Here is a 23,160-nt window from a genome sequence, read left to right as displayed (position 1 = left end):
GGTCCGGAACAACACGAATTCCAAACCCCGCCGGCGCAAACCGAGCGGGGTTTTTTGTTGGCGAGCCCCCCGGTAAAGTCGGCCCAGAAGAAAAGGACTGGAGCATGGCAAGTTCGGGCACCACATCAAACACAATGCGCTTTACCGGCGCGCAGCTGGTTGTTCATTTACTGGAACGCCAGGGTATCACTATGGTTAGCGGCATTCCGGGCGGCTCCATCCTGCCTATCTACGATGCCTTAAGCCAGAGCACGAAGATCCGCCACATCCTGGCGCGCCACGAGCAGGGCGCGGGCTTTATCGCCCAGGGGATGGCGCGTACCGAAGGCAAACCGGCGGTCTGTATGGCCTGCAGCGGCCCGGGGGCGACGAACCTGGTGACGGCGATCGCCGATGCCCGCCTGGATTCGATTCCGCTGGTCTGCATCACCGGCCAGGTGCCGGCATCGATGATCGGCACCGACGCCTTCCAGGAAGTGGACACCTACGGCATCTCTATCCCCATCACCAAACATAACTATCTGGTGCGCGACATCGCCGAGCTGCCGCAGGTGATCAGCGACGCCTTCCGTATTGCTCAGTCCGGGCGTCCCGGACCGGTGTGGATAGACATTCCTAAGGACGTACAGTCGGCGACCATTGAGCTGGAAACGCTGCCGGAGCCGGGCGAGCGCGCCGCAGCGCCGGCATTCGCCCCCGAAAGCGTGCGCGAAGCGGCGGCGATGATCAACGCGGCGAAGCGTCCGGTGCTCTATCTGGGCGGCGGGGTGATTAACGCGCCGCAGGAGATCCGTGAGCTGGCGGAAAAAGCCAACCTGCCGACCACCATGACCCTGATGGCGCTGGGCATGCTGCCGAAGGCGCACCCGCTGTCGCTGGGGATGCTGGGCATGCATGGCGCGCGCAGCACCAACTTCATTCTGCAGGAAGCGGATTTACTGATTGTTTTAGGCGCGCGTTTTGATGACCGGGCGATTGGCAAGACCGAGCAGTTCTGCCCGAACGCGAAGATTATCCACGTCGATATCGACCGCGCCGAGCTGGGCAAAATTAAGCAACCGCACGTGGCGATTCAGGGCGATGTGGCGGAAGTCTTAGCCCAGCTGAACCCGCAGGTTGAGGCACAGCCGCGCGAGGAGTGGCGCCAGCTGGTGGCCGACTTGCAGCGCGAATTCCCCTGCGCCATCCCGCAGGAAAGCGACCCGCTCTCCCATTATGGCCTGATTAACGCCGTGGCCGCCTGCGTGGATGATGAAGCGATCATCACCACCGACGTAGGCCAGCACCAGATGTGGACGGCGCAGGCCTACCCGCTCAACCGTCCGCGGCAGTGGCTGACCTCCGGCGGTCTTGGCACCATGGGCTTCGGCCTGCCGGCGGCGATCGGCGCGGCGCTGGCGAATCCGCAGCGCAAGGTTATCTGCTTCTCCGGCGACGGCAGCCTGATGATGAATATTCAGGAGATGGCCACCGCCGCTGAAAATCAGCTGGATGTAAAAATTATCCTGCTGAACAACGAAGCACTGGGGCTGGTGCATCAGCAGCAGAGCCTGTTCTATCAGCAGGGGGTTTTTGCCGCCACCTATCCGGGGATGATTAACTTTATGCAGATTGCCGCCGGTTTTGGCCTGCAAACCTGTGATTTAAATAACGAAGCCGATCCGCAGGCAGCGCTGCAGGCGATCATCGACCGTCCGGGGCCGGCGCTGATCCACGTGCGCATCGACGCGCAGCAGAAAGTGTATCCGATGGTACCGCCGGGTGCGGCTAATACTGAAATGGTGGGGGAATAAGCCATGCAAAAACACTGTGATAACGTCATCCTGGAGCTCACCGTCCGCAACCACCCCGGCGTCATGACCCACGTATGCGGGCTTTTTGCCCGCCGCGCGTTTAACGTCGAAGGTATTCTCTGTCTACCGATTCAGGGCAGCGAACACAGCCGCATCTGGCTGCTGGTGAACGACGATCAGCGTCTCGGGCAGATGATTAGCCAGATTGAAAAGCTGGAAGATGTCACCAAAGTGGCGCGTAACCAGTCCGATCCCACCATGTTTAACAAAATTGCGGTGTTCTTCGAGTAACGCTCAAGGCTTGAACAGCTAGGCGCTTACCGCTAAGGTAAGCGCCTTTGCCGGATGGCGCTGCGCTAATCCGGCCTACAGGGAGTGAATCCGTAGGCCGGATAAGGCGTTTACGCCGCCATCCGGCGCTTTCAGGCACCAGGAAACACCATGACCACCATCGCCCTTATTGACGATCATTTGATTGTCCGCTCCGGCTTTGCTCAGCTGCTGGGGCTGGAAACTGATTTTCAGGTTGTCGCCGAATTTGGCAGCGGCCGCGAGGCGCTGGCGGGGTTGCCGGGGCGCGGCGTTCAGGTCTGTATCTGCGATATCTCGATGCCGGATATTTCCGGGCTGGAGCTGCTCAGCCAGCTGCCGAAGGGGATGGCGACCATCATGCTGTCGGTGCACGACAGCCCGGCGCTGGTCGAGCAGGCGCTCAACGCCGGCGCGCGTGGCTTTCTGTCGAAACGCTGCAGCCCGGACGAACTTATCGCCGCGGTGCGCACGGTGGCGGCGGGCGGCTGCTATCTCACGCCGGATATCGCCATGAAGCTGGCCGCCGGGCGTCAGGATCCGCTCACCAAACGCGAACGTCAGGTGGCGGAAAAGCTGGCGCAGGGCATGGCGGTAAAAGAGATCGCCGCTGAGCTCGGGCTGTCGCCGAAAACCGTCCACGTTCACCGCGCCAACCTGCTGGAAAAGCTGGGCGTCAGCAATGACGTCGAGCTGGCGCGCCGCATGTTTGACAGCTGGCAATGAAGACCTTACTCCCGCGCCTGCTGTCGGTGATCGGCTGCGCCTTTATCTTCGCCGCCGCCTGGTTTTGTCTGTGGAGCATCAGCCTGCATCTGGTGGAGCGCGCCGATCTGGCGGTGCTGCTGTTCCCCTTCGGCCTGCGGCTGGGGCTGATGCTCCAGTGCCCGCGCGGCTACTGGCCGGTGCTGCTGGGAAGCGAGTGGCTGCTGATCTTCTGGCTGACGCAGGAAGTGGCGCTGGCGCATCCGATAATATTGATGACCGGAAGCCTGCTGACCCTCCTGCCGGTGGCGCTGATCTCGCGATATCGCCAGCAGCGCGACTGGCTGACGCTTCTGCGTCAGGGCGGGGCGTTAATGGCCGCCGCGCTGCTGCAATCGCTGCCCTGGCTGGCGGAGGGGGACGAGGGGCTTAACGCCCTGCTGTTGACGCTCACCGGCGGCCTGACCCTGGCGCCGACCTGTCTGGTGTTCTGGCACTACCTCACCAGCACCGTCTGGCGGCCGCTGGGGCCGTCGCTGGTGGCGCAGCCGGTAAACTGGCGCGGGCGGCATCTGATCTGGTATCTGCTGTTATTCACCATAAGCCTGTGGCTGCAGCTTGGGCTGCCCGCCGAGCTCTCCCGCTTTACCCCGTTTTGCCTCGCGCTGCCGATTATCGCTCTGGCCTGGCACTACGGCTGGCAGGGAGCGCTGATCGCTACGCTGATGAACGCGATCGCCCTGATTGCCAGCCAGACCTGGCACGATCACCCCGTCGATCTCCTGCTTTCGCTGCTGGCGCAGAGCCTCACCGGGCTGCTGCTGGGGGCGGGGATCCAGCGATTGCGCGAGCTGAACCAGTCGCTACAGAGTGAGCTGGCGCGCAATCGGCGGCTGGCGGATCGTCTGCTGGAGACTGAAGAGAGCGTGCGCCGCGACGTTGCCCGCGAGCTCCACGATGATATCGGGCAGACCATCACGGCAATACGCACCCAGGCGGGGATCGTCCAGCGGCTGGCGCCGGACAACGCCAGCGTTCGCCAGAGCGGCCAACTGATTGAACACCTGTCGCTGGGGGTGTATGACTCGGTGCGTCGCCTGCTGGGCCGTCTTCGTCCGCGCCAGCTTGACGACCTGCCGCTGGAGCAGGCGGTACGTTCTCTGATGCGCGAAATGGAGCTGGAGGACCGCGGCATCGTCAGCCATCTCGACTGGCGGATTAACGAGGCGGGGCTGAGCGAAAACCAGCGCGTGACCCTGTTCCGCGTCTGCCAGGAGGGACTGAACAATATCGTCAAGCATGCCAGCGCCAGCGCCGTGACCCTGCAGGGCTGGCAGCAGGAGGAGCGACTGATGCTGGTGCTGGAGGATGACGGCTGCGGCCTGCCGCCGGGCTCCAGCGCGCAGGGGTTCGGTCTGACCGGCATGCGCGAGCGCGTGACCGCCCTGGGGGGCACGCTGACGATCTCCTGCACCCACGGTACCCGGGTGTGCGTCAATCTACCGCTGCGTTACGCCTGAGAGGATCGCCGATGTTCGCCTTTTTAAAAGCCCCGCCGGACGCCGCGCCGATTAGCGATAAACGCGAGCTTGATGCGCGTTATCGCTACTGGCGTCGCCATATCCTGTTGACCATCTGGCTGGGCTACGCGCTGTTCTATTTCACCCGCAAAAGCTTTAACGCCGCGGTTCCTGATATTCTCGCCAGCAACGTGCTGACCCGCAGCGATATCGGTCTGCTGGCCACGCTGTTCTACATCACCTACGGACTGTCGAAATTTTTCTCCGGTATCGTCAGCGACCGCTCCGACGCCCGCTATTTTATGGGGCTGGGGCTTATCGCCACCGGGGTGGTGAATATTCTGTTCGGTTTTTCTTCCTCACTGTGGGCCTTCGCCCTGCTGTGGGCGCTGAACGCCTTCTTCCAGGGGTGGGGCTCGCCGGTCTGCGCCCGGCTGCTGACGGCCTGGTATTCACGCACCGAGCGCGGCGGCTGGTGGGCGCTGTGGAATACGGCGCATAACGTTGGCGGCGCGCTGATCCCGATGGTGGTGGGGGCGGCGGCGCTACATTACGGCTGGCGCGCGGGGATGATCATCGCCGGGGGCCTGGCGATCCTCGCCGGATTATACCTGTGCTGGCGACTGCGGGATCGTCCGCAGGCGGTGGGGCTACCCGCCGTCGGCGACTGGCGTCACGATGCGCTGGAGATTGCCCAGCAACAGGAGGGCGCCGGACTGACGCGTAAAGAGATCCTCACCCGCTACGTGCTGGCCAACCCCTATATCTGGCTGCTGTCGCTGTGCTATGTACTGGTGTACGTGGTGCGGGCGGCGATTAACGACTGGGGCAATCTGTATATGTCGGAGACGCTTGGCGTCGATCTGGTGACCGCTAACTCAGCGGTAACCATGTTCGAGCTGGGCGGATTTATCGGCGCGCTGGTGGCGGGGTGGGGCTCGGATAAGCTGTTTAACGGCAATCGCGGGCCGATGAACCTGATCTTCGCCGCCGGAATTTTGCTGTCGGTTGGCGGCCTGTGGCTGATGCCGTTCGCCAGCTACGTGATGCAGGCGGCCTGCTTCTTCACCACCGGTTTCTTCGTCTTCGGCCCGCAGATGCTGATCGGCATGGCGGCGGCGGAGTGTTCGCATAAAGAGGCCGCCGGGGCGGCCACCGGGTTTGTCGGCCTGTTCGCGTATCTTGGCGCGTCGCTTTCCGGCTGGCCGCTGGCGCAGGTAATGGATATCTGGCACTGGACCGGATTCTTCGTGGCGATCGCGATTGCCGCCGGCATTTCCGCGCTGCTGCTGCTGCCTTTCTTAAACGCCCAGGCGCCGCGCGCGGCCAGTGAAGCGTGATGCATCTCACTCTTTCGCCGAGAATGGGGCAAAACTAGGAAATATTCCCGGTTTCACCTGGACGCCGTCTCAGGCCAGACGGCGCGCTGATTTTTACAATGCCTGGCTATGACGCAGGCATAAAAAATCAGCTCAGGAGATACCCATGCTGGCCTTTCTGAATCAGGTTCGTAAGCCGACCCTGGATCTGCCGCTCGACGTGCGGCGCAAAATGTGGTTCAAACCTTTCATGCAGTCCTATCTGGTGGTCTTCATCGGCTACCTGACCATGTACCTGATCCGCAAGAACTTTAATATTGCGCAGAACGACATGATCTCCACCTACGGGTTGAGCATGACGCAGCTGGGGATGATTGGCCTGGGCTTCTCCATTACCTACGGCGTAGGGAAAACCCTGGTTTCCTACTATGCCGATGGCAAAAACACCAAGCAGTTCCTGCCGTTTATGCTGATCCTCTCCGCCATCTGCATGCTGGGCTTTAGCGCCAGCATGGGCGCGGGTTCCACCAGCCTGTTCCTGATGATCGCCTTCTATGCGCTGAGCGGTTTTTTCCAGAGCACCGGCGGCTCGTGCAGTTATTCCACCATCACCAAGTGGACGCCTCGCCGTAAGCGCGGCACCTTCCTCGGCTTCTGGAATATCTCTCACAACCTCGGCGGCGCCGGCGCGGCGGGCGTGGCGCTGTTTGGCGCCAACTATCTGTTCGACGGCCACGTGATCGGCATGTTTATCTTCCCGTCGATTATTGCGTTAATCGTCGGCTTTATTGGCCTGCGCTATGGTAGCGACTCCCCGGAATCCTATGGCCTCGGCACGGCGGAAGAGCTGTTTGGCGAAGCGATCAGCGAAGAGGATAAAGAGACCGAAGAAAACGCGATGACCAAGTGGCAGATCTTTGTTGAGTACGTGCTGAAAAACAAAGTGATTTGGCTGCTGTGCTTCTCCAACATCTTCCTCTACGTGGTGCGTATTGGTATCGATCAGTGGTCCACCGTGTATGCCTTCCAGGAGCTGAAGCTGTCTAAAGAGGTGGCGATTCAGGGCTTTACCCTGTTTGAAGTCGGCGCCCTGGTTGGCACGCTGCTGTGGGGCTGGCTGTCGGACCTGGCCAACGGCCGCCGCGCGCTGGTGGCCTGCATCGCGCTGGCGCTGATTATCGCCACCCTCGGCGTTTATCAACATGCCAGCAACCAGTACGTCTATCTGGCCTCGCTGTTTGCGTTGGGCTTCCTGGTGTTTGGTCCGCAGCTGCTGATCGGCGTCGCCGCCGTCGGTTTCGTACCGAAAAAAGCGATCGGCGCCGCCGATGGGATCAAGGGTACTTTCGCCTATCTGATCGGCGATAGCTTCGCCAAGCTTGGCCTCGGGATGATCGCCGACGGCACGCCGGTCTTCGGTCTCACCGGCTGGGCCGGCACCTTTGCGGCGCTGGACGCCGCCGCCATCGGCTGTATCTGCCTGATGGCCATCGTGGCTATCTTCGAAGAGCGTAAAATTCGCCGCGAGAAAAAGAACCGTATTTTGCAGACCGCCTGATTCACCAGGTATTGGGTAACCTTGCCCGGCCTTCGCGCCGGGCTTTTTTATTTCTTGCGCATTATGCCAGGTCCGGCAGTCGACAGCAGGCAAATTCCCATTATGATAGTCAGGCCGCGATTGGATGAGAGGATGCATGATCTGGATAGGACTGGCCACCCTGGTAGTGGTGTTTGTTGTGGGATTTCGGGTGCTTACCTCTGATTCACGCCGCGCGATCCGCCGCCTGAGCGAACGCCTTGGCATTACGCCCGTCCCGCTGGAATCGATGATCGATCAGCTGGGTAAAACCGCCGGCAATGAGTATTTGCGTTACCTGGAACGGCCGAATGAAGCGCATCTGCAGAACGCCGCGCAGGTGCTGCTGATCTGGCAGGTCGCGATTGTCGACGCCAGCGAAAAAAACCTGCATTACTGGTATCGCCTGATGCAAAAAGCGCGTTTAGCGGCGCCGATCACCGAGGCGCAAATCCGTCTGGCGCAAGGGTTTCTGCGCGAGCTGGATCCGGATGTGAGCGATTTGCATAACCTTCAGCAGCGCTATAACGACCTGTTTCTCCCGGAAGACGGCGTGCACTGGTTGCACTGATATCATTGTTATCCGGCCTGTGGTTCAAAACCATATATCCCTTACGTTCCTTGTAGGCCGGATAAGCGTAAGCGCCATCCGGCAGAATAACTACAGTAGGATTTTCAGGCCGTGTTTTTGTACGACGCTAAGCAATTTTAATGACATTCCGCTCGGTCGTTTAGCGCCAGTCTCCCATTTTTGCACGGTAGACACACTGGTATTCAGATAACGAGCGAACACGGGTTGGCTAACATTGAGTTGTTCACGTAGCGCTTTAATTTCAATGGGTTGAAGTGCGGCTACGCTACCGAGACATGATTCATCAAAATGGCGCATTGTTTCCTGTGGGATTGCGCCAACGCTGAATAGCCCCGACGCAGCGCTATGGATCGCTTCGAAAGCCGGGCTTTTGTATTTATTTTTTGCTGTCATCGCAAATCTCCACCAATTCTTTACTTTTAACTAAGGCCGTCGTTTTCTCTTCAGAGAGATTGGCATAGTGTTTTGCTAACTCACGAAACCCCATTAATTCGCGATGGTTGATATTGGCCATATCCTGTTTGGCATATAGAAAGGTATAAAACCAATACCCTGCGCTTTTGGTAAGGATGATTGCGCGATCGCGATTCTTGTTGAGTCGCTTTTTATAAACCCCTCCTCCTAAATCATCCACTTTGCCCTGAAGCGCAGATTTAATTGCCTGATAGAGTTCATCGTCGGAAATGCCATGAGAGCTAGCCTCTCTGGCGAACCATTTGGTTTTAAAGATACGCATTGCTGACATCCTGTCGTTAAAAGTATAGCACATAGTGCTACATTAAATTCTCCTGAGATTTGTTAAAGCGATAGCAAGCATCGTTTTTTTAAACATGCGAGCAGCTACGCATCCTCTTATGAAAAGCGAGAAGAGTTGCGAAAACGTTAAATGCGTCACAAACAAAATGTTACACTGCGCAGCTTTCCGCCACTTTCTTCGCAGGTCACTCATGAGTCATTCAAATGAAGCCAAAACCCACGCACGCGAGCTCGCGCGACCAAACTGGTCGGCAGTTTTCGCGGTTGCTTTCTGCGTCGCCTGCCTGATTACCGTCGAATTTCTACCGGTCAGTCTGCTGACGCCGATGGCGCTGGATTTAGGCATCTCCGAAGGGATGGCCGGGCAGTCGGTGACGACGACGGCGTTCGTCGCGATGTTTTCCAGCCTGTTTATCACCTCCGTTATTGGCAAAACCGATCGCCGCTACGTGGTGATCCTCTTTTCGCTGCTGCTGACCCTTTCCTGCCTGTTGGTGTCCTTTGCCGATAGCTTCACCCTGCTGCTGCTGGGACGCGCCTGTCTGGGGCTGGCGCTCGGCGGTTTCTGGGCGATGTCAGCCTCGCTGACCATGCGTCTGGTGCCGATGCGCGTGGTGCCGAAAGCGCTGTCGATTATCTTCGGCGCGGTATCCATCGCGCTGGTGATCGCCGCCCCGTTGGGCAGTTTTCTTGGCGGGCTTATCGGCTGGCGCAACGTGTTTAACGGCGCGGCGGTGATGGGCGTGCTGTGTACGATCTGGGTGCTGAAAGCGCTGCCGTCGCTGCCGGGTGAATCGGCGGCTCAGCAGCAAAAAATGTTTGGCCTGCTGAAGCGGCCGGGGGTGATGGCCGGCATGTGCGCCATTTTCATGGCTTTTGCCGGACAGTTCGCCTTCTTTACCTATATTCGCCCGGTGTACATGACCCTCGCCGGGTTTGATGTCGATGGCCTGACGCTGGTGCTGCTGAGCTTTGGTATCGCCAGCTTCATCGGCACGTCGCTCTCCTCGGTGCTGCTCAAACGCTCGGTGAAAGCGGCGCTGGCGATTGCGCCGCTGGTGCTGACCGCCTGCGCGGCGGCGCTGGTGCTGTGGGGTGAAAGCAAAATCGTCGCCTCGACGGTGGCGATCATCTGGGGCTTCGCGTTCGCCTTGATCCCGGTGGGGTGGTCAACGTGGATCACCCGTTCCCTCTCCGATCAGGCGGAAAAAGCCGGGTCGATTCAGGTGGCGGTGATCCAGCTGGCCAACACCTGCGGCGCCGCTGTCGGCGGCATTGCGCTTGACCATTTAGGCCTGCTGTCGCCGCTGGTGTTGTCCGGGGTATTGATGCTGTTTACCGGCCTGCTGGTGGCGACCAAAGTGAAGGTGAATTCACCCGCTTAAGGCCGCTCGCCTTTTGCCAGCCGGGCGTTGATATCCGCAATCACCCCCGGCAGGTCCGCCAGGGTATCAACCACATAATGCGCCCCGGCGGCATACAGCTTGCCTGCCGCCCGCTCGCGACGGGTGGCGATTTCCTCTTTCGACATCGCCTGATACGCCTCCCAGGTGGCGCCAAATTCATTTCCCGACACCGCCAGGCCGACGCTCCACATCCCGGCATGTAACCCTTCGCTGATGCCCGGCGCGGCGTCGTCGACCTTCACGCAGTGGGCCACATCGTCTATGCCCAGGGCAATCACGTTCTGCAGCGCCATCCACGGCCCGGGACGCCCGCCGGCGGCAAGGTCATCGGTGGCGACCCAGTGGTCCGGGGCATAGCCCTGGGCGGCAGCGGCTGGAACCAGTTTTTCCATCACCGGGCGCGGATAGCCCGAGCAGGAGCCGATCTTCAGTCCGTCGGCGCGCAGCGCGGCGAGGGTGTCGACCACGCCGGCGATCGGAGCGGAAAAATCGACAACCTTAGCGATTTGCAGCGGCATAAACGCGGCGTAGATCGCATCGATATCAGCGGCCGTCATCGCCCGACCAAATTTCGCCTGCCAGCGGCTGTCGACCGACGGCAGTTTGCCCAGCGCCTCAATGTGCTGCCATTTGCCAAGCCCCATCGGCACGCGGGCCTCTTCAAGGGTGATCTCCATATCGAAGGCCTGGCGGAAGGCCTCGACGAAAATTTGCGTCGGCGCGAAGGAGCCGAAGTCCACGGTGGTGCCGGCCCAGTCGAGAATGAGTGCGGTGATACGGTTCATGGCGGTTCCTTATTGTTTCCAGTACATGGCGTTGTCGATGGCCGCCAGCAGGGCGGTGATGTCGGCGTCGTAGACTTCGCCGATGTTGCCGATGCGGAAGCAGTCGCTTTGCGACACTTTGCCCGGATAGATCACGAAGCCCTGATCTTTCAGCTTCTGGTAGAAGGTGTGAAAGCGATACTGCGGCGCATCCGGTGAATAAAAGGCGGTAATGATCGGCGAGTGCAGGCTGTCGTCGAGCAGCGGCCGGAAGCCGAGCGCGCGCATTCCGGCTACCAGTCGGCGCTGATTGCGGGTATAGCGCTGATGGCGGGCGCTGACGCCGCCCTCCTGGGCCAGCTCTTTCAGCGCCTGGGCGAAGGCCAGCACGGTATGGGTCGGCGAGGTGAAGCGCCACTTGCCGTGGTTATCCTCCATACAGCGCCACTGGGCGTAAAGATCCAGCGACAGCGAGCGCGAGCGGCCTTTGCAGGCGGCCAGCTCCGATTCGCGGGCGATGACGAAGGCGAAGCCCGGCACGCCCTGAATGCACTTGTTGGCAGAGCTTATCAGGTAGTCAATATTCAGCGCGGCGATATCCAGCGGAATGCCGCCGAAGCTGCTCATCGCATCGACGATATAGCGTTTGCCATACTCTTTCGCCAGCGCGGCCACCTCTTCAATCGGGTTGAGCATCCCGGTGGTGGTTTCGCTATGTACCATCGCGATATGGGTGATCGCCGGGTCATCCTGCAGGATCCGCGCGATCGCCGCGGCGTCCGGGCGGGCGACTTCGCCGCAGTCGTAAGGGTGGAAGGCGATACCCATCCGCTGCGCCATCTCAATCATGCGCGCGCCATAGGCGCCATTGCTGACGATCAGCACTTTGCCCTGTTCGCCGATGACGCTGCCGAGCACCGCTTCGACCGCGTAGCTGCCGCTGCCCTGCAGCAGCACCGCCGTATACCCGGCGGCCGGGGTGGCCAGCTGCACCAGCTGCTGACGAATGGTCTGTACCACGCCGAGGTTGTAATCATCATCCCAGGTGCAGCTATCGAATAACATCGCCTCTTTCACCGTGCGGGAGGTGGTTAGCGGGCCGGGAGTCAGCAACAGGTAGTTCCGTGAAGTCATTTGTCTCACCATTGGTCTATACCAGATTGGTATTTATCATGGAGACAAAGCCGGGGCAGGGTCAAAGGAAATGTGGCGCTGCAACAAAAAATTCATCTGGCTATGTATAATAAGCGCACCAAAAGTGGCAGCGAGTAAACATGAAATCACCCTCTGGCGAGATGCCGCAATACCTGATGATTAAGGCGCAGCTGCAGGCACGTATTCAAAACGGCGCCCTCAAAAGCGGCGATAAATTGCCTTCCGAGCGCGAGCTGTGCGCGTTGTTCAACACGACCCGTATCACCGTGCGCGAGAGCCTGGCGCAGCTGGAGGCCAGCGGTGTGATCTACCGCGCCGACCGCCGCGGCTGGTTTGTGACGCCGGAGCGGCTGTGGCTGGATCCGACGCAGAACACCAACTTCCACAAGCTGTGTCTCGAGCAGGGACGTGAGCCGAAAACGGTGCTGCTTGATGGCCGGTTATCCGCCGTGCCGCTGGATGTGATGGCGCCGCTGGCGCTGCAGCCCTTCGATCAGGTCTACCTGCTGACCCGCCTGCGCTATGCCGACGGGCGTCCGGTGTGCTATTGCGAAAACCACTGCCTGCCGGCCCGGGTGCCGGAGCTGCTGCGCCACGATCTCAACGGCAGTCTGACCGAGATTTATCAGAGCCAGTACGACCTGATCTATACCAGTATGCATTTGTCGTTTTATCCCACTTCCATGCCGCCGCAGGCCGCAGCGGCGTTGGGGGTGATGGAGGGGCGCCCGGCGCTGCTGCTGCGCAGGCTGAATTACGATCAGCACGGGCGTATTCTTGATTACGATATCGAATACTGGCGGCATGACAGCCTGCGAATCGAAGTCGATACCCATTGATTTTATTGCATTAATCCTTCCCGTGTCCCCGGTGGCGTCAGCGTTAACCGGGGCTATGCCTCCCCCTCGTTTTAACTCTTTCGACACACTTCTTTCATCGTTTTGTCATAAACCCCCGGTAGCGTGAAGGCAAATCTGGTCTACACCAGAATAACTAACTGCGATGAGGCTAACACGATGAAACTCTCCCGACTTGCCCTGCTGTCCCTGTTCGCGCTGACCAGCTCCCCGGTTTGGGCGGACGGCGTCGTCACGGTTTACTCCGCCGACGGCCTGCATGACGGCGATAACAGCTGGTATCAGAGCCAGTTCGACGCCTTCACCAAAGCGACGGGCATCAAAGTGCAGTATGTGGAAGGCGGCTCCGGCGCGATTGTCGAGCGTCTGGCGAAGGAGCGCACCAATCCGCAGGCCGACGTGCTGGTCACGGTGCCGCCGTTTATCCAGCGCGCCGCGAAAGAGCAGCTGCTGGCCACCTTTACTCCACAGGGCAGCGCGCAGATCCCTGGCGCCAACGACCGCTATTCGCCGCTGGTGAACAACTATCTGACCTTCATCTATAACGGCCAGTTGCTGAAAACCGCGCCGGCCAGCTGGCAGGATCTGCTGGATAGCCGCTTTAAGAATAAGCTCCAGTATTCCACGCCGGGCCAGGCGGGGGACGGCACCGCGGTGATGCTGCAGGCCTTCCACAGCCTTGGCGGTAAAGACGCTGGCTTTGCCTATCTTGGCAAGCTCCAGGCCAATAACGTCGGCCCATCGGCCTCCACCGGCAAGCTGACGGCGCTGGTCAACAAAGGCGAACTGTACGTCGCCAACGGCGATCTGCAGATGAACCTGTCGCAGATGGCGCGTAACCCGAACGTGAAAATTTTCTGGCCGGCGGATGATAACGGCGAGCGCAGCGCGCTGGCGCTGCCCTACACCATCGGGCTGGTGCAGAACGGGCCGAACAGCGAAAACGGCAAAAAGCTGATTAATTTCCTGCTGGATAAACCGGCGCAATCCAGCGTCAGCGCGCGCTCCTGGGGCTTACCGGTACGCAACGACGTGGCGCCGGATGACGCTAACTTTAAGGCGGCGCAGGCGGCGCTCGACGGCGTGAAGCGCTGGGAACCCAACTGGGACGACGTTGCGCTTTCTCTCTCGGCGGATATCGCCCGCTGGCATAAAGTGACCGATAGCGAGTAAGCCTGATGTTAATGAAAACGACCGTCACGCCTTCCCCGTCGCTGGCGGGGACCTCCGGGATCACCCTGGACTCGCTGCGCGTTTCCTACCACGGCAACGTGGTCTTAAAACCGCTGTCATTGACCATTGAACCCGGTGAGGTGCTGGCGCTGATTGGCCCTTCCGGTTCCGGGAAAACCACCGTGCTGCGGGCGATTGCCGGATTTGTGCAACCGGCTGGCGGGCGCATCCTGATCGGCGACACGGACGTCACCCACCTGCCGCCTTACCAGCGCGGGCTGGCGATGGTGGTGCAGAACTACGCGCTGTTTCCCCATATGAAGGTGGAAGACAACGTCGCCTTCGGCCTGCGGGCGCAAAAGCAGCCCAGGGCGCTGATCGCCGGGCGGGTGACTGAAGCCTTAAAAATCGTTGGTATGGCGGACTACGCCACCCGCTATCCGCATCAGCTTTCCGGCGGCCAGCAGCAGCGCGTCGCGATAGCCCGCGCCATTGCCGTGCGTCCTCGGGTGTTGTTGCTTGATGAACCGCTGTCGGCGCTGGATGCGCAAATTCGTCATAACATGGTGGAAGAGATTGCCCGTCTGCACCGCGAACTGCCGGAGCTGACCATCCTCTACGTCACCCACGATCAGACCGAAGCGCTCACTCTGGCGGATAAAATCGGCATTATGAAAGACGGGTCGCTGATCGCCCATGGCGAAACGCACGAGCTGTACCACTATCCGCCGAACCGCTTTAGCGCCGAATTCCTCGGCCGCGCCAATATCCTGCAGGCGACGGCGCTGACCGATAGTCTTCAGCCGGGTCTGGTTAACGTGAGCTGCGGCGGCGGCCTGGTTAACGCCTTCAGCCGGGGCGGGCTGCATGGCAACAACAAGCTGTTATGCATTCGCCCGCAGCATATGAGCCTGGCGCCGCGATCGGCAACCAGTAATCGCCTCAACGCCACCCTGACTTCGGTACACTGGCAGGGCGATCTGACGCATCTGCTGTGCGACGTCGCGGGCGAAGCGGTGCGGATCGTCATGACTCACGTCAACCCCCTGCCGCGCGCGGGCGACAAGCTGGCGCTCTACTTCGAACCTGGCGATGCGGTTCTGATCGAGGAGCAATGATGGCGCAAACCTTAATCCTTACGCGCCCGGCGCGAAACCTGCGCCCTTACCTGTGGCTGGCGTTGCCGCTATTGGTGCTGGCGACGCTGTTTTTCTATCCGCTGTTGCTGATCGCCGAACAGGCGCTGCGCGACGCCAGCGGCAAACTGAGCCTCGAAACCTTCAGGCAGGTGATTGACTCAAAACGCTTTATTGGCGCGCTGCTCAATACCTTACAGATTGCGGTGTTCGCTACCCTTGGCTGCCTGGTGCTCGGCAGCGTTTTGGCGCTGATTCTGGTTTTTATTCCGTTCCCCGGCAGCCAGCTGATTTGCCGGGTGATCGATACTTTTATTGCGCTGCCGACCTTCCTTATCACTCTTGCGTTCACCTTTATTTACGGCTCGGCGGGGCTGCTCAACGGCGCCCTGATGGCGCTGTTCGCCTTTGAACTGCCGCCGGTGGACTTCCTCTATTCGATTAACGGCGTGATCCTGGCGGAGATCACCGTCTTTACGCCGCTGGTGATGCGCCCGTTGATGGCCGGACTGCGGCAGATCGATAAGAGTCAGCTGGAAGCGGCGAGTATTCTTGGCGCTCACCCGCTGCGGGTGATGACCCAGGTTATCTTCCCGGCGGCGCTGCCGGCGCTGATGGCGGGGGGCAGCCTGTGCCTGCTGTTGACCACTAACGAGTTCGGTATCGTGCTGTTTATCGGCGCCAAAGGGGTCAATACCCTGCCGATGATGGTCTACAGCAAGGCGATTCTGGAGTCGGATTACAGCGTGGCCTGCATGATCGCGCTGATGAATATTCTGCTGTCGCTGGGGCTGTTTATGCTCTATCGGCTGGCGGCGGCGCGCACTGGCGTAAGGAGTTAACGATGTTGATTTGGTCGCGTAAAGGCCGTGCGGCGGCGGGCGCGCTGGCGGTGACGCTCTTTGCCGGCATCTTCCTGCTGCCGCTGGCGGTGATTTTGCTCTCCAGCCTGAGCCAGCAGTGGAACGGCCTGCTGCCCACCGGCTTTACCTTTGCCCACTTTGTTAACGCTTTTCGCGGCGCGGCGTGGGATTCGCTGTTTTCCAGCCTGATGGTGGGCTTCTGCGCCAGCCTGCTGGCGCTGCTGTGCGGGATGTGGGCGGCGCTGGCGCTGCGCCAGACGGGCGCGAAGCTGCAGAAATATCTTGGGTTGATGTTTTATCTGCCCAGCGCCATCCCCTCGGTTTCCGTGGGACTGGGCATTCTGGTGGCCTTCAGCCAGGGGCCGCTGCAGATGAATGGCACCTTCTTTATCGTCCTGGCGGCGCATTTCGTGCTGATCTCGGCCTTTACCTTCAGCAACGTGACCACCGGGCTGGCGCGAATTTCCGCTGATATTGAAAACGTCGCCTCCAGCCTGGGCGCTTCCCCGTGGTACCGCCTGCGCCATGTGACGCTGCCGCTGATGACGCCATGGATGATCTCGGCGTTGGCGCTGAGTTTATCGCTGTCGATGGGGGAGTTGGGAGCGACGGTGATGATCTATCCGCCGGGCTGGACCACCCTGCCGGTAACCATTTTCAGCCTGACCGATCGCGGTAATATCGCCGATGGCTCGGCGCTGACCATCGTGCTGGTGGGCGTCACGCTGCTGTTGATGATGAAGCTGGAGCGCATCGCCCGTCGTTTGTGTCAGAGATAAAGAGTGGATGTCGTCATGCGGGGCTGGCGGCAGACTGACCGGCGGCGCTGCGCTTGCCGGGCCTAGGGGGAGATATCCCTTAGTCCGCTTCAGAAACGTAGGCCGGATAAGGCATGTATGCCGCCATCCGGCATAAATGGAGCGCACCAGTCGTAGCCCGGCTAAGCGTAGCGCCAGCCGGGAACGCTCCTTCGACAACGCTATCGCATCAGAACCACGCCTCAAACATCCCGCCGACGTTCAGCGAATCCAGCTGCTGGTCTTTGGTGCCGTTGACCTTCGCGGTATGCTCGTTGTCCACCTGACCGCCGGTCACGTAGAAGCGCAGCATCGGACGGAACTCCGGCCCCATGCCGATGGCGATGTTCTGCGACAGCGTCAGCTTCCAGCCGTGGTTATCCCCGCCCTGGTCGTAGTCCACGCGCTGGTAGCCCGCTTCCAGCCAGGTGGAGTGCACGTCGTTCCAGAAGTACATCGGCCGCACGATGGCGCCATAGTTTTTGCGGTTGTCGGTATTATCTTTGCCGTTGTCGTAGTCGTGGAAGGCCAGCAGATATTCCACCTGCGCCTGCTGGGTGAACTTATGGCTGCCCTCGAAGCTGGCGTAGACCGTGGTCAGGTCGTCGGTTTTGTTGTAGACGCTGTTATCCGAGTTGTCGGAGTAGCGCAGGATCACCTTGTTCACTCCGCTGTCGTTGGTGTGGCTCAGCACCAGGCCGCCCTGCCAGGCTTCGAGACGCGCGTCGCTGTCCACCGCCTTCGAGTCAAAGCCGTAGTTGGCGTACACCTCGACGTCGATCGGCCCGGCCTTGATGTTGTGGGTTTTGGTGGTCAGCGCGTAGTGGCCGTTGTCCCCGGTGTCGGAGCTGCCGGTACAGGTGATGCGCGACGGGTTGGTCTCATCGGCCATCACTTCCGGGCTACAGGATTTCACCTGCGACACCGCCGCCACGTCGAACTGCACGCCGCCGATATCGAAGTTTTTCACCCCGGCGCCCTGGCCGTCGTGGTTCATCCAGAAGTAGTCGTTGATCCCCTGTTGCGGACGCTGGTGGAAGTCGCGGCCGGCCCAGATATAGGCGTTGGGGTTGGATTCCAGCACGTTGGTGACGCCGACGTAGGCCTTCTTCAGGTTAACCTCGTCGCTCCAGTGGTCGAACATGACGTTGAGATCCCAGATAGCCCCCTGCGCGCTTTTGAAGGCTTTGCTGATCTGGAATTCGCCGCCGTTGCTTTCGTTGCCCAGACGGCCGATCGCCGAGGCGCCGTTATAGGAGCCGTCGACGCCGACATATTTCTGGTCGCCGGTCTGGAAATGGGCGCCATAGCGGGCATAGCCGCTGAACTTGAGGCCGAACGGAATCGCCACATCCGGCGAGGCGGCGGTGGTCTGCGGGTTGGTAATGACGTCGACCTTTTTGTCGGCCGCGGCGTCAATTTTCGCCTGGCGGTCGGCCAGCGCTTTATCAACGGCTTTGGCGACGATGGCGTCGATCTGTTCCTGAGTAAATTCTTGCGCCATTACGGAAATTGGGCACAGCGCGGCGACAACCGCCATGGCTAAAGGCAGTTTTTTCACAGTATTCATGGTTATCTCGCTTTAATAATTAATATATTTCAGATAATAACCATCCCATTCTGGCTAAAATAAATAACCAAAATAAGCTGATTTGTTTTTTTAGGGTACAGCGACGCCGGAGAGAAATATTCTCGCTGACGTTATTCCATATTAATTAACGCTGGTACAGATGGATTAATTCTTCTGAGAACTCGCGGGCCAGCAGCGAATTCATCAGATGATCCTGGGCATGTACCATAATAAGCGTCATAGGCTGACGCGCTTCACCGGCATCCTGCTCGATGAGCTGGGTCTGCATCTGATGCGCCCGGCGGGCGTAACCGTCGGCCTCATTTAAGAGTAAACGCGCTTCGTCGATATTTCCGGTTCGGGCCGCATGCAGCGCTTCAAAACATAATGAGCGTGACTGTCCCGCATTGACGATAATTTCCATTACCGCATCTTCTAATTCAATCATGTGTATTCCTGAGGTCTTTATTATTTAATAATGCAGTGAAAGTCCTTTTTCTGCATTATGACGCTGTCATCATATTATCTCTCCGGGGCGGAGAGGAATTAGCTAACGGTTTCTGCCACCGGAACGCTATTTTTGGTTTTCTCAACTTCGGTTTTCATTAAGGAACGTTCATAGGCGCGCAGGAACGGCAGGTAAATCACCGCCGACATCACCATGCAGATAAGGCACATCACTACCGGGCTCAGCGTCCAGTTGGCCGCCCACGAGGCGCCAATCGGTGCCGGCGTGGTCCACGGAGTGAGAGACACCACCTGGCTCAGCCAGCCAAGACGCGTCGCGCCGTAAGCCAGCACCGCGTTGACCATCGGTACGCAGACGAAGGGAATAAACATCATCGGGTTCATGATGATCGGCGCCCCGAACAGGATCGGCTCGTTGATATTAAAGAAGCTCGGCACGATGCCCATCTTGCCGATGGTGCGCAGATGAGTGGCCCGGCTACGCAGCAGCAGGAAGGCCAGCGGCAGGGTCGAACCGACGCCGCCAATCAGCAGATAGTGATCCCAGAAACCCTGCAGATAGACGTGCGGCAGCACCGTGCCGGCCGCCAGCGCCGCCTGGTTTGCCGACAGGTTGGCCATCCAGAACGGGTTCATAATGCCGGTGACAATCAGCGAGCCGTGGATCCCGGCGAACCAGAAAATCTGGCACATCAGAACGGAGAGCAAAATCGCCGGCAGCGAGTCGGAGGCGGAAACCAGCGGCTCCAGCAGATGCATGATCGCCTGCGGCAGGATCATCCCGGTCTGCGCTTCGATAAACAGGTTCAGCGGATGCAAAGTACCAATCACCACCAGCACCGGGATCAGGATTTCAAATGAACGGGCGACGCCGGTCGGCACCTCTTTCGGCAGACGGATGGTGATGTTGTTTTGCTTCAGCCACGCGTAGACGCGGGTGGAGTAGATGGCGGTGATCAGGGCGGTAAAAATGCCCTGGCCGGACAGATACTGAGTGGAAATTTTACCATCGGCATAGGGCGCGGCGACCAGCAGGAAGGCCATAAACGCCAGCAGACCGGACATCACCGGATCGAGCTGAAACTGACGACCGAGGCTGGCGCCAATGCCGACCGAGATAAAGAAGGTCATTACGCCCATGCTGAGGTTAAACGGCAGCATCAGCTGTTCGCGGTAGTGCTGGGAGAAATCGAGCCAGCCGCGGGCAAAGCCGTTGGTGGTATCGGGTGAAAACGGCGGAAAGATAAATACCAGCATGAAAGAGCCGATGATCATAAACGGCAATGCGGCAGTGAAGCCATCGCGGATAGCGATAACATATTTCTGCTGCCCAAGGCGTCCTGCCAGCGGAGTAATAGATTGCTCGATCACGGCAATCATGGACTGATACAGAGAACTCATTTCAACACCTCTCAGTGCGCCGCTGGCATCAGCGACAGAGCATAATTCAGGACGTTGTCTCCCCGCTGCATGCCGTAGTCCATCGTATCGATGGGCTGAACCGGAATGTTGAGGGAAGCCGCTTTGTCAGACAGGGTTTTCAACATGTATTTCACCTGGGGGCCAAGCAACACCACCTGATACTGCGGAAACTGGATGTCAAATTCGGAAACGCCATAGGCGTCAATCTGCACCGGCAGATCACGTTCATTCGCCGCCTCCACCATCTTTCTGACCAGCAGACTGGTGGACATTCCGGCAGAACAGCACAGCATAATCTTGTACATCGACGACCATCCTCAAAATGTAAAAAGTTATTGCGTGGATGATTTGATATCAGACGGAAACCGGTTTCCATTTATAAAAAGCAGAACTGTGATAGTGGTCAAGATCTCCTGCTTATGGGGCGGATTTATTGGATTTGGCTCACATTATTCTGTCGATTTGGCGATGTTTTGCGCTGAAATGGAAAATCGGTTTCCAAACAAATGGCGAAATGGATATACTGCGCTGGTCATAATTGAAGCGATTCAGGTTTACGGGATTTTAGCGGGGCGCGGCGCCCGCGCAGGGGAAAATGATGTCGACAATCAATGATGTTTCACGACTTGCCGGGGTTTCCAAAGCCACGGTGTCGCGAGTGTTGAGCGGCTCACGTGGCGTGAAGGAGGCCAGTCGTCAGGCGGTGCTGCAGGCGGCGGAAACGCTCAATTACCGGCCAAACATGATAGCCCAGTCGTTGCTTAGCCAGTCCACCGGCTGCATCGGCGTCATCTGCGCCCAGGACAATATCAATCAAACCACCAGCTATCTCTACGCCCTGGAAAAACAGCTCAGCCAGCACCAGAAGCACCTGCTGCTGCGCTTCGCCAACACCAGCAGCGGCGTGATGAACTCGCTGGAGGAGTTGACCTGCGGGCTGTGCGATAACGTGCTGATCATCGGCGCGCGTTTTCCTCTGAATATTCACCGCCCGGACGTGGTGCTGGTGGACTGCCTCGACAGCGAGGGCGAAAACAGCATTCAGTTCGATCACGCCTTCGCCGCCGAAACCGCCTGTCACTATCTGATAAGCCAGGGCAGAAGGCAGATTGCGCTGATCCATCCCCAGAGCAGCGGCTTCGCCGATCAGGTGCTGCTGGGCTACAAGCACGCGCTGGAAAAAAACTTTTTGCCGTTTAATCGCAATCTGGTGTTTTTGGATAACACCTCGCCGTCGGTGGCGGTGCAGGAGCTGGTCAATAACGCCACGACGCTGAACTTTAATGCGCTGCTGGTGAGCGATGAACAGCAGGCGCAGCGCGTGGTGCCGCAGCTGCAGGCGTTTAACCGCGCCGTTCCGCAAAATGTGATGGTGTTTAGCCTCGCCGGATCGTTACAGCTGCCCGGTATCCCGACTATCCCGGCGATTGAATATTCCATGGACGCGATGGCGTCGCGGATCGTCAACTGGTTGACCGCGAAAACGGACAACCCGGGCGGCAGCCCGCTGCGCGGCGATTTAATTATTCCGAAGCACTAAACGCAGCACTCACCGAGATCTCCCGCCGTCTGTCCACGACAGGACGGCGGTCATGCCGAGATGGCTATTTGGCCGGACAGACGATTTTGTCGATCGCGGCCTGGTAGCTTTTCTGGTTATTGCGCTCTTTCGCCAGCGTTGCTTCGCGGACCGCGTTCTTGTTGCCGTCGGTCGCCAGCACGTTATTGGCAAAATCGTTGTCGCTGAGGTGGCTTGCTGGCGCGCATTTTTCCTTCACCGCTTTAAGCACCTGCTGCTTTTGCTGTTCGAACTGCAGGCTTTGCAGCGGTGATTCAGCCCACGCCGACGTGGCGCTCAGGGCGGTGACCAGGCATACCATCCAACATGCTTTCATCAGGCTTCTCCTTCCGTAATCGCTTCCGTCAACTATATGCGCAGGCGGGCAAACACGCAAATAGCGGTTAATTTAACTTGTTGAAAAGGCGTTTGTTATCATCGCCTCAGGCGGCTCTCACCCGCCGCCGCGAGTCGATGGCGATCAGCACCACCGAGGCCAGGATCAGCAGAGTGCCCAGCCAGTCCGGCAGCGTGAAGGTGATCCCCAGCAGCAGAAGCGACAGCAGGGCGCTGCTCAGCGGTTCGGCACAGCTGAGGATCCCGGCTTTGGCGCCGCCAATCTTCTGCGCGCCGTTAAGATAAAGGCTGAAGGTCAGCGAAGTACCGATCACCACCAGGTAGAAAAAGGCTAACAGCAGGCTGCCGTTAACCACAAAATCGGTGCCCTGGCCGCCGTAAAACGGCAGCAGCATCGCGCCGCCGAACAGCATGCTCCATCCCACGATCGGCAGCGTCCCGTAGCGGGCAATCAGCGTCGAGGGATAGGTGGTATAAAACGCGGCGGCAAACGCCGAGGCGATCCCCCAGAACAGCGCCGCCGGCGAAATCGACAGCGTCGTCGGGTTGCCGTGGGTCACCAGCAGAAAGGTGCCTGCCAGCGAGGTGCAGATAGCCCCCAGCACCAGCGGAGTGGGGCGCGCTTTACGGGCAAGGGCGAACCAGGCGACGATGATCGTCGGGGACAGGAACTGCAGCACCGTGGCCGTGGCGGCATTCGATTTCTCAATGGTCATCAGAAAGGTGAACTGCACGGTTAACGCGCCAAACAGCGAGAAAAACAGCAGGCTGACGGCGTCGCGGCGGTTTTGCAGCACGCGGAAAATGCGGTCGCCGTGAACAAAGCCGAGCATCAACAGGATCAGCCCGGCGAACAGCAGACGCGTCATGGTCAGAAACGGCGACGACATCTGGCTTTCCTGCATAATAAACTGCGCGCACACCCCGGAACTGCCCCACAGCACGGCGGCAATCAGTACGTTCAGCATCCCTTTTTTGCTGGAGCCCATCTTTTCCTCTGGCGAAATATGACAAAGGGGAATCATAGCATGCGCCCGCCCGGGGCGGCGGGGCAGGAAATGGTA

General features: G+C 59.3%; 25 protein-coding genes. 15 read left to right on the top strand and 10 right to left on the bottom strand.

Annotation, left to right across the window (positions count from 1 at the left end; all coding sequences use genetic code 11):
* The first annotated feature begins 104 nt into the window (after positions 1-104).
* The 7 genes from ilvB to ABLU95_RS12925 all read left to right on the top strand — a co-directional run bounded on the left by ilvB (position 105) and on the right by ABLU95_RS12925 (position 7,793).
* Positions 105-1,793 (top strand): acetolactate synthase large subunit, encoded by a 1,689-nt coding sequence (ilvB, locus tag ABLU95_RS12955; RefSeq protein WP_065883511.1) that lies wholly within the window; start codon positions 105-107, stop codon positions 1,791-1,793.
* Between the two features lie 3 nt (positions 1,794-1,796).
* Complete coding sequence (gene ilvN / locus ABLU95_RS12950; RefSeq protein WP_017899675.1) at positions 1,797-2,084, top strand: acetolactate synthase small subunit; 288 nt, start codon at positions 1,797-1,799, stop codon at positions 2,082-2,084.
* 150 nt (positions 2,085-2,234) lie between these two features.
* Positions 2,235-2,828 carry a transcriptional regulator UhpA gene (uhpA, locus tag ABLU95_RS12945; protein ID WP_023291438.1) on the top strand — a complete coding sequence of 198 codons (594 nt, stop codon included), beginning with the start codon at positions 2,235-2,237 and terminating at the stop codon, positions 2,826-2,828.
* Between the two features lie 17 nt (positions 2,829-2,845).
* On the top strand, positions 2,846-4,327 hold the full coding sequence (gene uhpB, locus ABLU95_RS12940; protein ID WP_072199062.1) for a signal transduction histidine-protein kinase/phosphatase UhpB: 1,482 nt from the start codon (positions 2,846-2,848) through the stop codon (positions 4,325-4,327).
* Positions 4,328-4,338: 11 nt separating this feature from the next.
* The gene (locus tag ABLU95_RS12935; protein WP_023291436.1) at positions 4,339-5,667 is read left to right on the top strand and encodes an MFS transporter; all 1,329 of its coding nucleotides are present in this window, start codon (positions 4,339-4,341) and stop codon (positions 5,665-5,667) included.
* 145 nt (positions 5,668-5,812) lie between these two features.
* Complete coding sequence (gene uhpT, locus ABLU95_RS12930) at positions 5,813-7,204, top strand: hexose-6-phosphate:phosphate antiporter (RefSeq protein WP_004202242.1); 1,392 nt, start codon at positions 5,813-5,815, stop codon at positions 7,202-7,204.
* Positions 7,205-7,340: 136 nt separating this feature from the next.
* Positions 7,341-7,793 (top strand): DUF1198 family protein, encoded by a 453-nt coding sequence (locus ABLU95_RS12925; protein ID WP_002923278.1) that lies wholly within the window; start codon positions 7,341-7,343, stop codon positions 7,791-7,793.
* Positions 7,794-7,883: 90 nt separating this feature from the next.
* Here ABLU95_RS12925 and ABLU95_RS12920 read toward each other — a convergent pair whose 3' ends face one another.
* Both ABLU95_RS12920 and ABLU95_RS12915 read right to left on the bottom strand, forming a co-directional pair.
* A complete protein-coding gene (locus ABLU95_RS12920; protein ID WP_004173862.1) occupies positions 7,884-8,207 on the bottom strand; it encodes a DNA-binding transcriptional regulator in 324 nt (107 codons plus the stop codon).
* Positions 8,191-8,550 (bottom strand): type II toxin-antitoxin system RelE/ParE family toxin, encoded by a 360-nt coding sequence (locus tag ABLU95_RS12915; protein WP_348879700.1) that lies wholly within the window; start codon positions 8,548-8,550, stop codon positions 8,191-8,193. The genes ABLU95_RS12920 and ABLU95_RS12915 overlap by 17 nt, the downstream gene beginning before the upstream one ends.
* A 211-nt stretch (positions 8,551-8,761) precedes the next feature.
* On the opposite strand from ABLU95_RS12915, the gene nepI reads away from it, so the two are divergent.
* On the top strand, positions 8,762-9,955 hold the full coding sequence (gene nepI / locus ABLU95_RS12910) for a purine ribonucleoside efflux pump NepI (protein WP_023291433.1): 1,194 nt from the start codon (positions 8,762-8,764) through the stop codon (positions 9,953-9,955).
* Here the strand turns inward: nepI and phnX are convergent.
* Positions 9,952-10,761: a phosphonoacetaldehyde hydrolase gene (gene phnX / locus ABLU95_RS12905; RefSeq protein WP_243806732.1), complete on the bottom strand. Its 810-nt coding sequence runs from the start codon at positions 10,759-10,761 to the stop codon at positions 9,952-9,954. The genes nepI and phnX overlap by 4 nt on opposite strands.
* Positions 10,762-10,770: 9 nt before the next feature.
* Positions 10,771-11,874 (bottom strand): 2-aminoethylphosphonate--pyruvate transaminase, encoded by a 1,104-nt coding sequence (phnW, locus tag ABLU95_RS12900; RefSeq protein ID WP_023291431.1) that lies wholly within the window; start codon positions 11,872-11,874, stop codon positions 10,771-10,773.
* 140 nt (positions 11,875-12,014) lie between these two features.
* Here phnW and phnR point away from each other — a divergent pair, with 140 nt between their 5' ends.
* From phnR to phnV, 5 genes are all read left to right on the top strand, one after another.
* Positions 12,015-12,734 carry a phosphonate utilization transcriptional regulator PhnR gene (phnR, locus tag ABLU95_RS12895; protein WP_023291430.1) on the top strand — a complete coding sequence of 240 codons (720 nt, stop codon included), beginning with the start codon at positions 12,015-12,017 and terminating at the stop codon, positions 12,732-12,734.
* A 177-nt stretch (positions 12,735-12,911) separates the two neighbouring features.
* On the top strand, positions 12,912-13,925 hold the full coding sequence (gene phnS, locus ABLU95_RS12890) for a 2-aminoethylphosphonate ABC transporter substrate-binding protein (RefSeq protein ID WP_023291429.1): 1,014 nt from the start codon (positions 12,912-12,914) through the stop codon (positions 13,923-13,925).
* A gap of 5 nt (positions 13,926-13,930) precedes the next feature.
* Positions 13,931-15,043 carry a 2-aminoethylphosphonate ABC transport system ATP-binding subunit PhnT gene (gene phnT / locus ABLU95_RS12885; protein WP_032454410.1) on the top strand — a complete coding sequence of 371 codons (1,113 nt, stop codon included), beginning with the start codon at positions 13,931-13,933 and terminating at the stop codon, positions 15,041-15,043.
* Positions 15,043-15,903 carry a 2-aminoethylphosphonate ABC transporter permease subunit gene (phnU, locus tag ABLU95_RS12880; RefSeq protein ID WP_218810497.1) on the top strand — a complete coding sequence of 287 codons (861 nt, stop codon included), beginning with the start codon at positions 15,043-15,045 and terminating at the stop codon, positions 15,901-15,903. The genes phnT and phnU overlap by 1 nt, the downstream gene beginning before the upstream one ends.
* Positions 15,904-15,905: 2 nt before the next feature.
* The gene (gene phnV / locus ABLU95_RS12875) at positions 15,906-16,703 is read left to right on the top strand and encodes a 2-aminoethylphosphonate ABC transport system, membrane component PhnV (RefSeq protein WP_032454408.1); all 798 of its coding nucleotides are present in this window, start codon (positions 15,906-15,908) and stop codon (positions 16,701-16,703) included.
* A gap of 208 nt (positions 16,704-16,911) precedes the next feature.
* Here phnV and ABLU95_RS12870 read toward each other — a convergent pair whose 3' ends face one another.
* The 4 genes from ABLU95_RS12870 to ABLU95_RS12855 all read right to left on the bottom strand — a co-directional run bounded on the left by ABLU95_RS12870 (position 16,912) and on the right by ABLU95_RS12855 (position 20,486).
* A complete protein-coding gene (locus ABLU95_RS12870; RefSeq protein WP_023291425.1) occupies positions 16,912-18,291 on the bottom strand; it encodes a carbohydrate porin in 1,380 nt (459 codons plus the stop codon).
* 145 nt (positions 18,292-18,436) lie between these two features.
* Entirely contained in the window at positions 18,437-18,739 is a 303-nt protein-coding gene (locus ABLU95_RS12865; protein WP_004205145.1) for a PTS lactose/cellobiose transporter subunit IIA, read from the bottom strand.
* Between the two features lie 98 nt (positions 18,740-18,837).
* Positions 18,838-20,160, bottom strand: a complete 1,323-nt coding sequence (locus tag ABLU95_RS12860) for a PTS sugar transporter subunit IIC (RefSeq protein ID WP_023291424.1) — start codon at positions 20,158-20,160, stop codon at positions 18,838-18,840.
* Positions 20,161-20,171: 11 nt separating this feature from the next.
* Positions 20,172-20,486, bottom strand: coding sequence for a PTS sugar transporter subunit IIB (locus tag ABLU95_RS12855; protein WP_218810498.1), 315 nt, complete (start codon positions 20,484-20,486; stop codon positions 20,172-20,174).
* On the opposite strand from ABLU95_RS12855, the gene ABLU95_RS12850 reads away from it, so the two are divergent.
* Together ABLU95_RS12850 and ABLU95_RS12845 are read left to right on the top strand one after the other, a co-directional pair.
* Positions 20,479-20,796: a hypothetical protein gene (locus tag ABLU95_RS12850; protein WP_124070018.1), complete on the top strand. Its 318-nt coding sequence runs from the start codon at positions 20,479-20,481 to the stop codon at positions 20,794-20,796. The two genes, ABLU95_RS12855 and ABLU95_RS12850, sit on opposite strands and share 8 nt — an antisense overlap.
* Positions 20,780-21,721, top strand: a complete 942-nt coding sequence (locus tag ABLU95_RS12845) for a LacI family DNA-binding transcriptional regulator (protein WP_218810499.1) — start codon at positions 20,780-20,782, stop codon at positions 21,719-21,721. The genes ABLU95_RS12850 and ABLU95_RS12845 overlap by 17 nt, the downstream gene beginning before the upstream one ends.
* A 64-nt stretch (positions 21,722-21,785) precedes the next feature.
* Here ABLU95_RS12845 and ABLU95_RS12840 read toward each other — a convergent pair whose 3' ends face one another.
* Complete coding sequence (locus tag ABLU95_RS12840; RefSeq protein ID WP_023291415.1) at positions 21,786-22,076, bottom strand: YicS family protein; 291 nt, start codon at positions 22,074-22,076, stop codon at positions 21,786-21,788.
* A gap of 106 nt (positions 22,077-22,182) precedes the next feature.
* Positions 22,183-23,085, bottom strand: coding sequence for a DMT family transporter (locus tag ABLU95_RS12835; protein ID WP_004205129.1), 903 nt, complete (start codon positions 23,083-23,085; stop codon positions 22,183-22,185).
* Between the last annotated feature and the right edge of the window lie 75 nt (positions 23,086-23,160).

The organism is Klebsiella sp. GG_Kp146 (assembly GCF_040061975.1).
Taxonomy (GTDB): Bacteria; Pseudomonadota; Gammaproteobacteria; order Enterobacterales; family Enterobacteriaceae; genus Klebsiella; species Klebsiella quasipneumoniae.
This window is presented reverse-complemented; position numbering and strand designations above follow the sequence as displayed.

Bases quoted from the DNA above. Each gene is read 5' to 3' on its own strand.
- ilvB (WP_065883511.1), top strand. From the start codon at position 105: ATGGCAAGTTCGGGCACCACATCAAACACAATGCGCTTTACCGGCGCG.
- ilvN (WP_017899675.1), top strand. From the start codon at position 1,797: ATGCAAAAACACTGTGATAACGTCATCCTGGAGCTCACCGTCCGCAAC.
- uhpA (WP_023291438.1), top strand. From the start codon at position 2,235: ATGACCACCATCGCCCTTATTGACGATCATTTGATTGTCCGCTCCGGC.
- ABLU95_RS12935 (WP_023291436.1), top strand. From the start codon at position 4,339: ATGTTCGCCTTTTTAAAAGCCCCGCCGGACGCCGCGCCGATTAGCGAT.
- uhpT (WP_004202242.1), top strand. From the start codon at position 5,813: ATGCTGGCCTTTCTGAATCAGGTTCGTAAGCCGACCCTGGATCTGCCG.
- ABLU95_RS12925 (WP_002923278.1), top strand. From the start codon at position 7,341: ATGATCTGGATAGGACTGGCCACCCTGGTAGTGGTGTTTGTTGTGGGA.
- ABLU95_RS12920 (WP_004173862.1), bottom strand. From the start codon at position 8,207: ATGACAGCAAAAAATAAATACAAAAGCCCGGCTTTCGAAGCGATCCAT.
- ABLU95_RS12915 (WP_348879700.1), bottom strand. From the start codon at position 8,550: ATGCGTATCTTTAAAACCAAATGGTTCGCCAGAGAGGCTAGCTCTCAT.
- nepI (WP_023291433.1), top strand. From the start codon at position 8,762: ATGAGTCATTCAAATGAAGCCAAAACCCACGCACGCGAGCTCGCGCGA.
- phnX (WP_243806732.1), bottom strand. From the start codon at position 10,761: ATGAACCGTATCACCGCACTCATTCTCGACTGGGCCGGCACCACCGTG.
- phnW (WP_023291431.1), bottom strand. From the start codon at position 11,874: ATGACTTCACGGAACTACCTGTTGCTGACTCCCGGCCCGCTAACCACC.
- phnR (WP_023291430.1), top strand. From the start codon at position 12,015: ATGAAATCACCCTCTGGCGAGATGCCGCAATACCTGATGATTAAGGCG.
- phnS (WP_023291429.1), top strand. From the start codon at position 12,912: ATGAAACTCTCCCGACTTGCCCTGCTGTCCCTGTTCGCGCTGACCAGC.
- phnT (WP_032454410.1), top strand. From the start codon at position 13,931: ATGTTAATGAAAACGACCGTCACGCCTTCCCCGTCGCTGGCGGGGACC.
- phnU (WP_218810497.1), top strand. From the start codon at position 15,043: ATGGCGCAAACCTTAATCCTTACGCGCCCGGCGCGAAACCTGCGCCCT.
- phnV (WP_032454408.1), top strand. From the start codon at position 15,906: ATGTTGATTTGGTCGCGTAAAGGCCGTGCGGCGGCGGGCGCGCTGGCG.
- ABLU95_RS12870 (WP_023291425.1), bottom strand. From the start codon at position 18,291: ATGAATACTGTGAAAAAACTGCCTTTAGCCATGGCGGTTGTCGCCGCG.
- ABLU95_RS12865 (WP_004205145.1), bottom strand. From the start codon at position 18,739: ATGATTGAATTAGAAGATGCGGTAATGGAAATTATCGTCAATGCGGGA.
- ABLU95_RS12860 (WP_023291424.1), bottom strand. From the start codon at position 20,160: ATGAGTTCTCTGTATCAGTCCATGATTGCCGTGATCGAGCAATCTATT.
- ABLU95_RS12855 (WP_218810498.1), bottom strand. From the start codon at position 20,486: ATGTACAAGATTATGCTGTGCTGTTCTGCCGGAATGTCCACCAGTCTG.
- ABLU95_RS12845 (WP_218810499.1), top strand. From the start codon at position 20,780: ATGTCGACAATCAATGATGTTTCACGACTTGCCGGGGTTTCCAAAGCC.
- ABLU95_RS12840 (WP_023291415.1), bottom strand. From the start codon at position 22,076: ATGAAAGCATGTTGGATGGTATGCCTGGTCACCGCCCTGAGCGCCACG.
- ABLU95_RS12835 (WP_004205129.1), bottom strand. From the start codon at position 23,085: ATGGGCTCCAGCAAAAAAGGGATGCTGAACGTACTGATTGCCGCCGTG.